Here is a 14603-nt window from a genome sequence, read left to right on the forward strand (position 1 = left end):
TCACCGGTCCAGGAGATCGATGGAACCGTCGGAACGGACCGTGGGCAGACCCTGCCAGGGGCGGCCGCCGGGCAGCAGGGGTTGCGCGCCCCGGGCCCGGTCGTCCTCGCCGTCCTCGCCCGCGTCCTCCGCGTCCTCCGCGCCGCCGCCGAGCCCGTAGATGCCCTCGTAGATGTCCCGGGCGATGGGCGCGGAGGTCACACCGCCGGTACCGCCCTGGGAGACCAGGACGACGATGGCGAACTGCGGATCGTCCGCGGGGGCGTAGGAGGCGAACCAGGCGGAGACCTGGCGGCCCACGACGTCGGCGCTGCCGGTCTTGCCCGCGATGGACACCTGGTCCTGCGGGAAGTCCCCGAAGGCGCCGCTCGCCGTCCCCTCCTTCGGCACGTCGGTGAGCGCCGCCTGGAGGTAGCGCAGGGTCTCGTCGCTGACGGGCAGGTGCCCGGCGACGGTCGGCTCGATCTCCTCGACCAGCGAGCCGTCGGCGGAGACGAACGCGCGTCCCACACGCGGCTCGTACAGGGTGCCCCCGTTGGCGATGGCGGCGTAGGCGGTGGCCAACTGGAGGGGGCTGACCAGGACGTCGCCCTGGCCGATGGCGAAGTTGACCGCCTCGCCCGCGCGCCACTCGAAGCCCTCCACGCAGTGCTCGTGGGCGAGCCGTTTGAGGTAGGCGGCGTGCGAGGGGTTGGTCTCGGCCACGTCCGGATAGCCGTGCTCGGCGCGGTAGCAGTTGTTCTCCCGGGTGGCCTCCCAGAACGAGCGCTTCCACGCGCGGTCGGGGATGCGCCCGCTCGTCTCGTAGGGCAGGTCGATCCCGGTCGGCGACCCGAAGCCGTAGCCGCGCGCCATGTTCGCCATGGCCTCCTGCGGCTCGCCCTCCGGGTGCAGCCCGCCGTCGCTCAGCCACATCTGGTAGCCGAAGTTGTAGAAGACGGTGTTGCACGAGACCACGATCGCCCGGTGCAGCGTGATCGTCCCGTGGCCCTGCCCGGCGTAGTTGGCGAAGCTCTGACCGCCGACGTTGACCGACCCGGGACAGGCGTAGGTGCTGCGCAGCGAGTACCCGTTCTCGGCGGCGGCCGACAGCGACGACACCTTGAACGTCGACCCCGGCGGGTACTGGCCCTGGAAGGCGCGGGAGAGCAGGGGTTCACCCGCGTCCTCGCTGAGCAGGTCGTCGTAGGTCTCCTGGTCGATACCGCCCTGCCAGATGCTGGGGTCGTAGGTCGGCACGCTGGCCATCGCCACCACGCCGCCGGTGCGCACGTCCAGGACGACGGCGGCCCCCGAGTCGGCCTTGTAGCGCGGTCGGGCCGCGGCCATCCCCCTGGCCAGCGCCTCCTCGGCGATCCGCTGGACCTCCAGGTCGAGGTGGGTGACCAGGTGCATCCCGGCCTCGGGCTGCCGGTCGGAGAGCACCTCCATCACCTGGCCGTGGTTGTTCACGCCGAGCGTGCGCAGACCGGCCGTGCCGCGCAGCCGCGAGTCGTAGACCTTCTCCAGCCCGTCGCGTCCCACCTGGTCGATACCGGTGAACTGCGTCCGCAGCTCCTCCCGGGCGTCCAGCTCCTCCTGGGTGACCGGCTGGAGGTAGCCCAGCACCTGCCCGGCCAACTGCCCGTTGGGGTACTCGCGTACGGCGTGCGCCTGGGCGGTGATGCCGGGGAAGTCGTCCGACCGCTCCATGATGTGCAGGGCGATCGGCGCCTCGACGCCCTCCGCCAGGGTGACCGGCTGGTAGGGGGACCCGGGCCAGCAGGGGCGCCGGACGTCGGGACCGCACAGGCGCATCCGCTGCCGGAGTTCCTCCAGGGGGACGTCGAGCAGTCCGGACAGGTCGGACAGGACGGCCTCGCCGCCGTCGTCCATCCCGGTGAGCTCGTGGTAGTCGGCGGACACGACCAGTTCGGTCCGGTTGCTCACGAGGGTGCGTCCCCGGGCGTCGAGGATCTGGCCGCGGGTGGCGGGAACGACGAGCCGCTGGTGGTGGTTGGAGACGGCGAGTTCCCGGTAGTGCTCGCCCCTCGGTACCTGGAGGTACCACAGGCGCACTCCCAGCAGGGCGAACAACGCCACGACCAGGACCTGGACGAGGACGATCCCCGCCGTGCCGAGCTTGCGGCCGGGGAGGGAGGGGTCCACGGGTGGCCTGCGCACGGGATCACCACCCCCCCGGACCGGTCGGCCCCTGGATGGTGGCGAACTCGTTCTCGGTGAACGCGTTGCGCAGCCACAGCAGGGGCACCGTGACCAGGGGGGAGACGAGCGTCGTCAGGATCGCGCCCACTCCCGCGGTGATCGCCGCCGCGCCGAGGGACACCCGCGGATCGCCCATCACCAGACCCACGGCCGCGTAGCCCAGGCCGACGCCGAGCGACGTCACCGCGGTGACACCGATACCGGTCCACGCCGACGGCGGGGCGCCCACCGCCCCCGGCGCACCGGTGTTGGCGCGCAGCAGGGCGACCAGGTAGGCGGCGACGCACAGTACGAGGGCGTAGCGGCCCACGGCGTGTTCGGCGGGCGGGAGCAGGTCCATCGCCAGACCGGCGGCGAAGCCCGTGCCCGCCGCCGCGGCGGGGGTGGCGGTCAGGGCCACCGCGACCAGGGCGGCGACCACCAGGTCGGGGCCGGCCGCCCAGTCGAACTGGACACGGTTGACGGCGGTGGCCTGGACGAGCACCGCGACGGCCACGATGACCAGGGTCGCTGCGGACCTCATCGGTCCCCCTCGGGTTCGGGTCGGGGCGCAAGGACGGAGTCGCGCGGATCCTCGGCGGGACCCGCGACCACCACCCCCACCAGGTCGAGCGCGGCGAAGTCGACGGCGGGGGCGATGCGGGCGAGTCGGCTCAGCGCGCCCGGAGAGGACTGGACCTCCTCGACGGTGCCGATGGGGACACCGGGAACGAAGGGCGCGCCCTCGTGCGAGCCGAGTGTGACGACGCGGTCCCCGGCCTCGACCGGGTCCTCCATGTCGAACAGCTCCAGGGTGAGCACGGCGTCGGGGCCGCCGGGGACCCTGCCGCCCCGGACGACGCCGATCTTGCGGGTGTCCTCCAGCCGCGCCCCGACGGCCGAGGCGACGTCGGTGGCCAGGACGACCGTGGAGGTGTTCGCCCCGGCCTCGACGACGCGCCCCACGAGTCCGTTCCCGTTGACGACGGTCATGTCGGGGCGGACCCCGGAATCGGTGCCCACGTCCAGGGTCACCGTGTGGGCGAGGCCGCGCGCGGTGACGCGGGTGACCGCCTGGGCCGGGACGACCTCGTACCCGCCGAGCCCGGACAGGTGGAGGAGTTCGGCGAGCTGGTCGGCGCGCTCGTCGTCGTTGCCGACCGCCTGGAGCCGGGACTCCAGCTCCGCGTTGGCCGCCTCCAGTTCGGCGATGCGCTCGGCCGCGTGCGGGGCCTCGCGCAGCCCGTCGTAGAGGGACACGGCGGGTCCGGCGGCCCAGCCCACTCCGGCGGCGGTGGGGACGAAGACGTACTCGCCCGCGGCGCGTCCGGCCGAGGTCACGGGATCCGGACCGGGTCGGGAGTCCAGGACGAGGAGCGCCACGGCCGCCACCACGAGGACGGCGAGGACGAGCCGGGACCTGGGTGAGTCGCGGAACATGTCACCGCCGCCGTTCGGGGACCAGGACCTGGTGCAGGCGCTCGTAGTTCTCCACGCAGGTGCCCGAACCGATGGCCACGGAGTCGAGCGCGTTCTCGGCGACGTGGATGGGCATGCCCGTCTCGTGCAGCAGGCGGTCGTCCAGTCCGCGGAGCAGCGCGCCGCCGCCGGTCACGGCCACACCCCGGTCCATGATGTCGCCGGACAGCTCCGGCGGACACTTGTCGAGGCTGGTGCGTACCGCGTCGATGATCGCGGTGACCGGTTCCTCGATGGCCTGGCGGACGTCGGTCTCGGACAGGACGATGGTCTTGGGCAGGCCGCTGATGAGGTCGCGCCCGCGCACCTCGGCCTGGAGCTCCTCGGCCGCCGTGGGGTAGGCCGAGCCGATCGCCATCTTGAGTTCCTCGGCGGTGCGCTCCCCGATCATCAGGGAGTACTCCTTCTTGACGAAGGTCATGATGGCCTGGTCGAGCTCGTCCCCGCCCACGCGGATGGACTGGGAGGTGACGATGCCGCCCATGGAGATGACCGCGACCTCGGTCGTACCGCCGCCGATGTCGACGACCATGTTGCCGGTCGGCTCGTGGACGGGCAGGCCCGCGCCGATGGCGGCGGCCATGGGCTCCTCGATGATGTAGACCTTGCGGGCGCCCGCCTGGTACCCGGCCTCCTTGACCGCCCGGTGTTCGACGGAGGTGATCCCGCTGGGGACGGCGACGATGACGCGGGGTTTGGCGAAGTGGCGGCGCCGGTGGATCTTCTGGATGAAGTAGCGCAGCATCCGCTCGGTGATCTCGAAGTCGGCGATGACGCCGTCCTTGAGCGGGCGGATCGCCGTGATGTTGGTCGGTGTCCGGCCGATCATCTGCTTGGCCTCGATGCCGACCGCGACGATCCTGCCCGTGGAGGTGTTCACGGCGACGACCGACGGCTCGTTCAGCACGATGCCGCGCCCGCGTACGTACACGAGCGTGTTGGCCGTTCCCAGGTCGACGGCCATGTCCCGGCCGAGAAAAGCAAGGTTGTTCGGCATGTAACGTCCTCAGGCGCCGTCTCGGACGCGGTTGACCGGCGCGACCATAGGTAGTCGTTCCGGCACGATCGGTATCCAGCCCCCGTATCGTAACGGACCGCACTTACGACGTTACGCAAACACACCGAATTGTTGCCTGGAGCCAGGACGAAAACCCCTATACCGGGCTGGCCCGCCGCTCCCGCGCCTGGCGTCCTCGTCGCCCCGGGGCTGCCCGCGCCGACGATCCGGGGCCCACGGGCGACACCGCGCGTCGAGCGTATCGGCGCGCACCGGGTCGGCGCGGCGGATCGGACGCACCGGCTCCGAACGCACCGAGCGCCCGGCCCGCGGTGGTACGCGGACCGGGCGCTCGACGGCGGACCCGGGCTCAGCCCAGGTCGGGGAAGAACAGCTTGATCTCGCGGTCGGCGGAGTAGGTGGAGTCCGAACCGTGCACGATGTTGGCCTGCACCTCCAGGGCGAAGTCACCGCGGATGGTGCCCGGCGTGGCGGCGACCGGGTCGGTGGCGCCGGCCAGGGCGCGGAAGGCCTCGACGGCGCGCTCGCCCTCGACGACCATGGCCACGAGCGGACCGCCGGTGATGAACTCGACCAGGGAGTCGAAGAACGGACGCTCGGAGTGCTCCTCGTAGTGCGTCTTCGCGGTCGGAACGTCCAGCGTGCGCAGCTCCATGGCGACCAGCTTCAGGCCCTTGCGCTCGATGCGCGAGATGACCTCGCCGACGATGTTGCGGCGAACGCCGTCCGGCTTGATGAGAACGAGAGTGCGCTCCACGGGCGGTACAACTCCTCTGCTACGGAATCCGCGTGGCGCGGGTGGGCGCACGCCCACGGCGACGACCGCACGCGGAAGGGCTGGGGTGGGTGAACGTCACGGGAGGCACGGCCGCGACCGGGGACACGACCCCGGCAAGGGACCGGCCACGACAGGCCCGGACCTGCGCCACACTACCGCGTCGGGGAGTCCTGCGCGGCGCCCACGGCGGCTTCCGGCCCCTCCTGGGCGGAGTCCTCGGCCGCGGCGCGCGCCGCGTGGGCCGCGCGCACCTCGTCGACCCGGCGGCCCATGATCACGCCGACCACCCACAGGGAGCCGAACACGACCGAGATGAGCAGCATCCCCGGTACCAGGAACGAGCTGAACAGCATGGCCGCCTGGAGGACCCAGGCCGCGTAGTGGGCCCAGGTGTGCCGCTGGAGGGCACTGAGCACGAGGGCGGCGGCGGCCAACCCTCCCCAGACGCCCGCGGCCAGGGCGGGCTCGATGCCCTCGAGGTTGATGGCCACGGGTATGGCCAGTCCGAGGATGATGACCTCGAAAGCCAGGACGACAGCGCAGACTACGCGCACGGCGGATTCCCTTCGTGGAGCCGTCCGCCGCTACTCCCCCGCGCCCCGCAGCAGGTGGACGGCGTCACCGGAGGTGACGACCGACCCGGTGACCAGGACACCGGCCCCGCCGAACTCGGTGCCGTCCTCGGCCAGGCCCACGGCCAGGTCGATGGCGTCGTCGAGTCGGGGCGCCACGTGCACGCGGTCCTCACCGAAGATCTGCTGCGCGAGGGCGGACAGCCGCGCCGGTTCGAGGGAACGCGGCGAGGAGTTGCGGGTGACGACGATTTCGTCGAGCAGTGGTTCGAGGGGTTCCAGAATCCCCTCCACATCCTTGTCGGCCATGATCGCGAGGACGCCGACCAGCCTGGCGAAGGAGAAGGCCTCCTCGACGGCGGCGACGGTCGCGACCATTCCGGCCGGGTTGTGTGCGGCGTCGGCGATCACGGTCGGGCTGGTGCGCACGACCTCCATCCGGCCCGGGGAGTCGACCCCCGACAGGGCCTCACCGACGATTTCGGGATCCAGGCCGCCGGCGTCGTCACCGGTGGCGGCGAAGGCCTCCACGGCGGCGATGGCGACGGCGGCGTTGCCGGCCTGGTGGGCGCCGAAGAGCGGTAGGAAGAGGTGGTCGTAGCCCCCGGTCAGACCCTTGACGGCGACCTGTTGGCCACCGACCGCGACGTCGCGGGCGGTGACGCCGAACTCCAGGCCCTCGCGGGCCACGCGGGCGCCGACCTCGGCGGCGTGGCGGACGAGGACCTCGGCGGCGGGCAGGGGCTGCTGGGCGAGGATCGCGACGGAGTCGGGCTTGATGATGCCCGCCTTCTCCTCCGCGATGCCCTCCAGCGTGTCGGGCAGGTACTCCGTGTGGTCGATCCCGATGGGCGTCACGACGGCGACGTCGGCGTCGATGACGTTGGTCGCGTCCCAGCGGCCGCCCATCCCGACCTCGACCACGGCCACGTCCACCGGGGTGTCGGCGAAGACCGCGTAGGCCATGGCGGTGAGCAGCTCGAAGAACGACAGCGGCGCGTCGTTCGTTGCGTCCGCCATCTCCACGTAGGGGCGGATGTCGTCGTAGGCCTCGACGAACCGCTCCCGCGAGACGGGCTCCCCGTCGACGACGATGCGCTCGCGCACGGTCCGCAGGTGGGGGCTGGTGTAGCGACCCACCCGAAGGCCGCGGGCGCGCATGAGCGCGTCGATCATACGGGCGGTGGACGTCTTGCCGTTGGTACCGGTCACGTGGATGACCCGGAATCCGCGCTGCGGTTCGCCCAGCAGGTCCAGCAGGGCGCGGATCCGGTCGAGCCGAGGGTCGATCTCGGACTCGGGCGTGCGGGACATGATCTCGGCGGACACCTCGGCGTAGCGCTCAGCGGCGCTCGCGCCGTTCACGGTGTCTCGGTGGTCGGGATGTACACGCCGGTCAGTGTACGCGCCCGAAGGCGCGTGCCATGCCCCGACCGGGGGCTCCACTAACCCGTGCGACGCAAAGCATACTGAGAACATGCGAACCCTTGACCCCTTCTTCACCGAGTGGGCCCGCAAGAGCCCCGGACAGACCCGCAGCCGCGAACGTGCGCGGCTGCTCATGGCGGCCCTGGACCTGGACCCGGCGGCGGTACCGGTCCTCGGCGTGGTCGGGTCCAAGGGCAAGGGCAGCACCGCGACCTACGCCTCGGCCGTGCTGTCGGCCGCCGGACTGCGCACGGTCCTGTGCACCGGCCCGAGCTTCCGCTCCTACCGTGAGCGGGTGCGGGTCGACGGGGTGTCGCTGACGGAGGCGGAACTGGACGCGCTGGGTGCCCGCATCGAGGCCGCCAGGCGGTCCCTCCCCACGGTGGAGGAGACCGGCGGGCACCTGGCTCCGAGCGGCCTGTTCCTCATCGCCGGACTGCTGCGGGCGCGTGAGGTCGGCGCGGACGTGTGCGTCCTGGAGGCGGGCGCGGGAGGGTACCGCGACGAACTGCGCGTGATCGGCCCGGACGTGGTGGCACTGGGGCGGGTGTTCGGCGAGCACCTGGGCGTGCTGGGGGACACGGTCCCGGAGATCGCCCGGGAGAAGGCCCGGGTCGTCGGGGACCGCACCCGCGCGCTGGTGAGCCTGCCCCAGACCCCCGAGGTGACCGACGCGGTGGCGGACGCCCTGGCGGAGGCGACCGGCGGCCGGGTCGTGGCCGAGACCGCCGACCCCGGCGCGGAGGGGGCCGAGCCCCCGGTGGGGCTGCGCCCGGCCGGGCTGTCGGCGGCCTCCGGGGTCCTGGGGACGGCGGCCGCGCTGCGGATGCTGGACGTCCTGGGACGGCCGCGGCCCTCACGCGAGCGTCTGCACGAGGTGCTGGGGACGGTCCGGCTGCCCGCGCGCCTGTCCCGGCACCGGGTACCCGGCACCGGGTCGGCCGAGATCGTGGTGGACTCCGCGATCAACGGCGAGGGGGTCGCGGCGGCGCTCGCGCACGCCCGCGGCCTGTGGGGCGGGGTCGACCACGTCCTGCTCTGCCTGCCCGACCACAAGGACGTGTCCGGCGCGGTCGCGGCGCTGGGCGACGTTCCGGTCACGACGGTGGTCCTGCCCGAGGCCCACCTGCGGTTCGAGCACACCCTGCCACCGCACTGGCGGACGATGCGGGCCGAGGAGCTGACCCCCGGGACGGTCGCGGCCCTGGGCGACCGCCTGCTGGCGATGGGCACGGTGTACTTCACCGGGCGGGTGCTGGAGGCCGTGGACGCCCCCACCGACCGGCTGTTCGGCCCCCTGGGCTGAGGCTGCCGGAATGCACGAGGGGGCCGGGGACACGCGGTCCCCGGCCCCCACCGTGCCTTCTGTGGTCCGCCGCTGCGCTTCGGACCGTGTTCGGGTGACCGGTCAGTCGCGGCCGTGGCCCCGGCCCGGCCGGTACACCGGCTGGGACTGCGGGTTGAACTCGTCCATCTCGACCTGCTCGGCCGCGCGCAGCCTCGGGTCCTCCAGGCGCAGGACGTCGAGGCCCCGAACGATGTCGGAGGAGTACACGTAGCCGTTGTAGTAGTAGGTCGACCAGGTGTCGTTGTCCTGGACACCGTCCTCGACACGGGAGTCCATGTCGAAGTAGCCGATCTCGCGCGGGTCGGCGGGGTCGTTGAAGTCGATCACCGACACGCCGCCCTGGTACCAGGACTGCACGAAGAAGTCGCGGCCCGGGACGGGGATCAGCGAACCGTTGTGCGCCACGCACGTCTGGTCGCCCTGGTGGCGCTCGATCTTGAAGTAGCTGGCGAACTCCAGGGTGGGCTTGTCCCCGTCGCCCCCGATGGTGTAGATGGCGTCCGCGCCGCGGTCGCCGCCGATCTCCTCGGTGCAGGTGGGGGCGCCACCGCCGCCGAGCTCGTCGGTGAACATCACCGTGTCACCGCTGTTGGTGAAGGTCGCCGAGTGCCAGAACGCGAAGTTCTCGTCGGTGACCCTCTCGGTGACGACCGGGTTGACCGGGTCGGAGATGTCCATCAGGATGCCGTCGCCCATGCAGGCTCCGGCCGCGAGGTCCTTGGCCGGATAGACGGTGATGTCGTGGCAGCCCTGGGTCGGCAGCAGCAGGCCGTCCTGGTCGTGGTTGCCGCCGTCGGGGAACAGGACCGGCTCGTTGACGACCGCCGCCTCCTCGGGCGCGTCGTGCGGCACCTCGATGACCGAGATCCTGTCGTGCGGGGGCTGGCAGTTCGGGAAGGAGCTGCGGGGCGAGTAGGAGGACACGTAGATGATGTCGCTCTCGCCGTCCTTGCCGGGGACGAGGGTGTTGGTGTGCGAACCGCAGTCGGTGCGCACGGCCGCCACGTACTGCGGGTTGGCCTTGTCCGAGATGTCGAAGACACGGATGCCCTCGAACCCGTTCGGGTCGCTGGTCGACGTGGCCGGGGCACCGCACTCGTCACTGGCCCTGGCGTAGTCGACGGAGAAGTAGAGCAGGTCGCCGCTCACGCTCACGTCGCCCTGCCCGCCGGGGCACAGCACCTCGGAGACCACCTGCGGGGACTCGGGCTCGGAGATGTCGTAGACGACGAAGCCGTCGTAGTTGCCGCCGATGGCGTAGTCGCCGGTGAACGCCAGGTCGGAGTTGACGCTGCGGACGGCCTCGGGCTTGGGGACGTTCGTCACGTGCGTGACGTTGTCGCTGGTGATGCTGTCGGCGGGCGGCGTGTCGGCCAGGGCCGTCGTCGGTGCCAGCAGCCCGGCGGCGAGGGAGGCCGCCGCCGTCACGGCCAGGGTCGCCGACCGTCTCAGACCACGGCGGGACCGGTGGATGGAGGGTACGCGCATGGGTCTCCTCGTGCGCTCGGGGGGTTGCGCGGGGCGCCCGGCTCGGTGCCGGTCGTCCCGCTCCGGATGGGGTCGCGCCCGGGGCGGTCGGACCCGGGTACGGCCCGGTCGGGGGACGGACGGCGGGGCCGCGGCCGTGGTGGCCGCGGCCCCTCTCCCGTTGCCCTGACTCCCCAGGAGGAGTCGCCGGGAGGTCCGCGGGATCAGCGTCCGTTGCCCCTGCCCGGCCGGTACACCGGCTGGGACTGCGGGTTGAACTCGTCCATCTCGACCCGCTCGGCCACCCGGAATCTCGGGTCGTCGAGCCTGATGACGTCGAGCCCCCGGGTGATGTCGGAGGAGTAGACGTAGCCGTTGTAGTAGTACGCCGACCAGGAGCCGCCCAGGACGAGGTCGCTGTCGTCGATCGGGTCACGGTCGAAGTAGCCGATCTCGGTCGCGTCGGTGGGGTCGTTGAAGTCGATCACCGACACGCCGCCCTGGTACCAGGACTGGACGAAGAAGTCGCGGCCCGGGGTGGGGATCAGCGAACCGTTGTGCGCCACGCAGTTCTCGGTGTCGGCCTGGTGGCGGGGGAGCTTGTAGTAGCCCTCGAAGGACATCTCGGGGGCCTCGTCGGTGCCGCCGATCGTGTAGATGGCGTTGGCGCCGCGCTCGGAACCGATCTCCTCGTTGCAGGTGGGGCCGCCGCCACCGCCGAGCTCGTCGGTGAACATCACCGTCTCGCCGCCGTTGGTGAAGGTCGCCGAGTGCCAGAACGCGAAGTTGTCGTCGCGGACGACGTCGGTGACCACCGGGGCGGCGGGGTCGGAGATGTCCATCAGGATGCCGTCGCCCATGCAGGCGCCCGCCGCGACGTCGTCCTCGGGGTAGGCGGTGATGTCGTGGCAGCCGGAGGTACCGGTGTAGCCGCCGTCGGGGAAGAGCACGGGGGTGTCGATGACCGCGGCGCCGGCCGGGTCGTCGAGCGGGACCTCGATGACCGAGATCTTGTCGTGCGGGGGCTGGCAGTTCGGGAAGGAGCTGCGGGGCGAGTAGGAGGACACGTAGACGTACTCGTGCTCGCCGTCCTTGCCCGGGACCAGCGTGTTGGTGTGCGAACCGCAGTCGGTGCGCACGGCGGTCACGTACTGCGGGTTGGCCTTGTCCGAGATGTCGAAGATCCGGATGCCCTCGAAGCCGTCCGGGTCCGTGCTGGAGACCGCGGGGGCGCCGCACTCGTCACCGGCCCGGGCGTAGTCGACGGAGAAGTAGAGCAGGTCGCCGCTCACGCTCACGTCGCCCTGCCCGCCGGGGCACAGCACCTCGGAGACCACCTGCGGGGACTCGGGCTCGGAGATGTCGTAGACGACGAAGCCGTTGTAGTTGCCGCCGATGGCGTAGTCGCCGGTGAACGCCAGGTCGGAGTTGAACGCGTCCATCGCCTCGGACTTGGGGACGTTGGCCACGTGGGTGACGTTGTCGCTGGTCTCGGCGTCGCTGACGAACGCCTCCTGGGCCAGCGCGGTGGAGGGACCCAGCAGTCCGGTGACGAGGGCCGCCGCTCCGGCGAGGGCGATTCCGACGGCGCCGCGCCCGGCACGGGCGCGAGGGGGGCGGGGGGATGACGCCATATGTACTCCTGGTTCCGATTAGAGCGAAACACGAAGAACGTACACAGTTAAAGGTCGGAATGTATAGGGGGAGACAAAAGAAACATGATCGTTAACACTGTGCCCTCCTGGCCCGGTCCGCCTGTACACCCCGCCTAGGAACCCGGCAGTGCCGGCTGGGACTGGGGGTTGAACTCCACGAGCGTGACGTCCTCCGCGGGCGTGAGCCGCGGATCGGTGAGGCGCAGCACGTCCAGACCGCGTTGGATGTTGGACGAGTACACGTGCCCGTTGTAGTAGTAGGCGGACCAGGACCCCGCCGTGCGCAGGGTGTCCGGGTCCCAGGGGCCGCGGTCCAGGTACCCGATCTCCTCCGGGTGGTCGGGATCGGTGAGATCGATGACCGACACCCCTCCCTGGTACCAGGACTGGACGAAGTAGTCACCGCCGGGGACGGGGATCAGCGACCCGTTGTGCGCCACACAGTTCTCCGTTTCGGACTGGTGACGTGGAAGTTTGTAGTAACTCCGGAACTCCAGGGTGGGCGTCTCGCCCGAGTGGTCCACCGAGTACACGGCGTCCGCCCCGCGCTCGGGGCCGATCTCCTCGGTGCACACCGCCGCCGACCCGCCGCCCAGTTCGTCGACGAAGACCACGTTGGCCGCGTCGTTGGTGAACGTGGCCGAGTGCCAGAAGGCGAAGTTCTCGTCGCGCACCCGGTCGACCACCACCGGGGCGACCGGGTCGGAGATGTCGAGCAGCAGTCCGTCCCCCAGGCACGCGGCGGCGGCCAGCCCGAGCTCGGGGTAGGCGGTGATGTCGTGGCAGCCCGTGGTGGCCGCGTCGCCGCCGTCGGGGAACAGGACCGGCTCGCTGACGACCGCCGCCTCCTCGGGCGCGTCGTGCGGCACCTCGATGACCGAGATCCTGTCGTGCGGGGGCTGGCAGTTCGGGAACTCCTCCGAGGGCGAGTAGGAGGACACGTAGACGTAGTCGCGTCGCCCGTCCGCGCCCGGGACCAGCGTGTTGGTGTGCGAACCGCAGTCGGTGCGCACCGCCGCCACGTACTGCGGAACGGCCGGGTCGGAGATGTCGAAGATCCGGATGCCCTCGAAACCGTCCGCGTCCGTCTGGGACACGGGCGCCGAACCGCACCCGTCGTCGGCCCTGGGGTAGTCGACGGAGAAGTAGAGCAGGTCACCGTTCACGCTCACGTCGCCCTGCCCGCCGGGGCACAGCACCTCGGAGACCACCTGCGGGGACTCGGGCTCGGAGATGTCGTAGACGACGAAGCCGTCGTAGTTGCCGCCGATGGCGAGGTCCCCGGTGAACGCCAGGTCGGAGTTGTAGGCCGCGGAGTCGGCCAGCCCGGCGGGCTTGGGCACGTTGGCCAGGTGCTCCACACCGCCGCCGAGGACGGGTGCGTCGTCCGCCGCGAGCGCGCCCGGGGCCGCCGCGCCGAGGACCAGCGCGCAGCCCGCGCCGAGGGCACCCCACCGCACCGCCGGACCGGCCCCGCCCCGTCGCGTGGAAACGGCCATGACAGACACCCCCGAACCATACACAAAGCAGTCAATTGACTACCTTGTGTTCTACTCCCGCCAGAGAGGGCACTCCAGGCGAAACGCCGAGATCGGACATCTCTCCCGGAAGGCACCACCCCTCGACCTGGGGCAAAGACCGGTGGAAATCGCGAGAACCGGGGCCGACACGCCGCTGGGACTGGACAAAACACCCACGCAGTGAGTAGAAAACCGGCAGGGTGTCGCGCTGGCACCGCTTTCGCGGACCCCCATCCGCTGACCCCGTCTGGAGGACACTCGTGCGTCGCCTGGCACTCGCGGCAGGAACCGCGCTCACGCTGCTCGGAGTCTCGGCCTGCACCGACGACGGACAGGGGTCGGCCAACGTCATCGCCCCCGGGGCGCCGGGTGAGTCGTCCTCACCCGCCACGTCCGACCAGATCGCCGCCCTCGCCGAGGAGCAGGGCCACAACGCCGCCGACGTCAACTACCTCGTGCTCATGATCGAGCACCACCGGCAGGCCCTGGAGATGGCCGACCTGGTTCCGGACCGGCACGAGCGGGACGGGATCGACAGCATCGCCGACCGCATCGCGGCGGCGCAGGGGCCCGAGATCACGGCCATGGAGAGCTGGCTGGAGGAGAACGTCCTGGGTCCGGCCCGGGAGAACCCCGCCTACCAGAACTTCTGCGGGTTGGAGGGCGACGGCTCCCACCACGGCGGCGGGGACGAGGAGCTGCCCGGGTGCGACCTGGACGTCGACCACGACGACATGCCGGGGATGGCCTCCGAGGAGGAGCTGGAGGAGCTGGAGGCGGCCGAGGGGGACGAGTTCGACCGGCTCTTCGTGGAGCTGATGACCACCCACCACGAGGGCGCGATCACCATGGCCGAGGACCTGCTCGCCGAGGGGCACGACCGCACCGTGGTGCGGATGGCCAACGACGTCATCGCCGAGCAGACCGCCGACATCGCGCGGATGGAACAGATCCTGGAGGAGGGCTGACCGCCGCCGCGGCCCCGGACACACGACGGTCCCCGCTCCCGGTGTGCGGGAACGGGGACCGGAGTCCGGTTCAGGCGGACTTCTCCTCGGGTCCGGCCTCGAGCTGGTTCCTGGGGACGATGGTGGGGTTGACGTTGTCGATCACCGTCTCCCGCGTGATGATCACCTGACCCACATCCTCACGCG

Annotated in this window: 12 protein-coding genes; 2 read left to right on the plus strand and 10 right to left on the minus strand. The window is 71.4% G+C overall.

The genetic code is table 11. From position 1 onward, the window contains the following. From mrdA to ACTVAJ_RS07220, 7 genes are all read right to left on the minus strand, one after another. Positions 1-2163 (minus strand): penicillin-binding protein 2, encoded by a 2163-nt coding sequence (gene mrdA / locus ACTVAJ_RS07190; RefSeq protein WP_470387272.1) that lies wholly within the window; start codon positions 2161-2163, stop codon positions 1-3. Positions 2164-2167: 4 nt separating this feature from the next. After that, the gene (gene mreD, locus ACTVAJ_RS07195; protein ID WP_470387273.1) at positions 2168-2728 is read right to left on the minus strand and encodes a rod shape-determining protein MreD; all 561 of its coding nucleotides are present in this window, start codon (positions 2726-2728) and stop codon (positions 2168-2170) included. Further along, positions 2725-3624 (minus strand): rod shape-determining protein MreC, encoded by a 900-nt coding sequence (gene mreC, locus ACTVAJ_RS07200; protein ID WP_470387274.1) that lies wholly within the window; start codon positions 3622-3624, stop codon positions 2725-2727. The genes mreD and mreC overlap by 4 nt, the downstream gene beginning before the upstream one ends. Position 3625: 1 nt before the next feature. Continuing rightward, a complete protein-coding gene (locus ACTVAJ_RS07205; protein ID WP_470387275.1) occupies positions 3626-4660 on the minus strand; it encodes a rod shape-determining protein in 1035 nt (344 codons plus the stop codon). A 370-nt stretch (positions 4661-5030) separates the two neighbouring features. Continuing rightward, positions 5031-5438 carry a nucleoside-diphosphate kinase gene (gene ndk, locus ACTVAJ_RS07210; RefSeq protein ID WP_470387276.1) on the minus strand — a complete coding sequence of 136 codons (408 nt, stop codon included), beginning with the start codon at positions 5436-5438 and terminating at the stop codon, positions 5031-5033. A 173-nt stretch (positions 5439-5611) separates the two neighbouring features. Then, complete coding sequence (locus tag ACTVAJ_RS07215; RefSeq protein WP_470387277.1) at positions 5612-6013, minus strand: DUF4233 domain-containing protein; 402 nt, start codon at positions 6011-6013, stop codon at positions 5612-5614. A 30-nt stretch (positions 6014-6043) separates the two neighbouring features. Further along, positions 6044-7396 (minus strand): bifunctional folylpolyglutamate synthase/dihydrofolate synthase, encoded by a 1353-nt coding sequence (locus ACTVAJ_RS07220; RefSeq protein WP_470387278.1) that lies wholly within the window; start codon positions 7394-7396, stop codon positions 6044-6046. 112 nt (positions 7397-7508) lie between these two features. On the opposite strand from ACTVAJ_RS07220, the gene ACTVAJ_RS07225 reads away from it, so the two are divergent. Then, complete coding sequence (locus ACTVAJ_RS07225) at positions 7509-8765, plus strand: folylpolyglutamate synthase/dihydrofolate synthase family protein (RefSeq protein WP_470387279.1); 1257 nt, start codon at positions 7509-7511, stop codon at positions 8763-8765. Positions 8766-8867: 102 nt separating this feature from the next. On the opposite strand, the gene ACTVAJ_RS07230 is transcribed toward ACTVAJ_RS07225, so the two are convergent. The 3 genes from ACTVAJ_RS07230 to ACTVAJ_RS07240 all read right to left on the minus strand — a co-directional run bounded on the left by ACTVAJ_RS07230 (position 8868) and on the right by ACTVAJ_RS07240 (position 13428). Then, positions 8868-10295: an LVIVD repeat-containing protein gene (locus ACTVAJ_RS07230; protein ID WP_470387280.1), complete on the minus strand. Its 1428-nt coding sequence runs from the start codon at positions 10293-10295 to the stop codon at positions 8868-8870. A 203-nt stretch (positions 10296-10498) separates the two neighbouring features. Continuing rightward, positions 10499-11908 (minus strand): LVIVD repeat-containing protein, encoded by a 1410-nt coding sequence (locus ACTVAJ_RS07235; protein ID WP_470387281.1) that lies wholly within the window; start codon positions 11906-11908, stop codon positions 10499-10501. Between the two features lie 134 nt (positions 11909-12042). Next, on the minus strand, positions 12043-13428 hold the full coding sequence (locus tag ACTVAJ_RS07240; protein WP_470387282.1) for an LVIVD repeat-containing protein: 1386 nt from the start codon (positions 13426-13428) through the stop codon (positions 12043-12045). Positions 13429-13709: 281 nt separating this feature from the next. On the opposite strand from ACTVAJ_RS07240, the gene ACTVAJ_RS07245 reads away from it, so the two are divergent. After that, positions 13710-14417 carry a DUF305 domain-containing protein gene (locus ACTVAJ_RS07245; RefSeq protein WP_470387283.1) on the plus strand — a complete coding sequence of 236 codons (708 nt, stop codon included), beginning with the start codon at positions 13710-13712 and terminating at the stop codon, positions 14415-14417. The last annotated feature ends 186 nt before the right edge of the window (positions 14418-14603 follow it).

Source organism: Nocardiopsis sp. KDC1DS13DA1 (genome assembly GCF_055632325.1).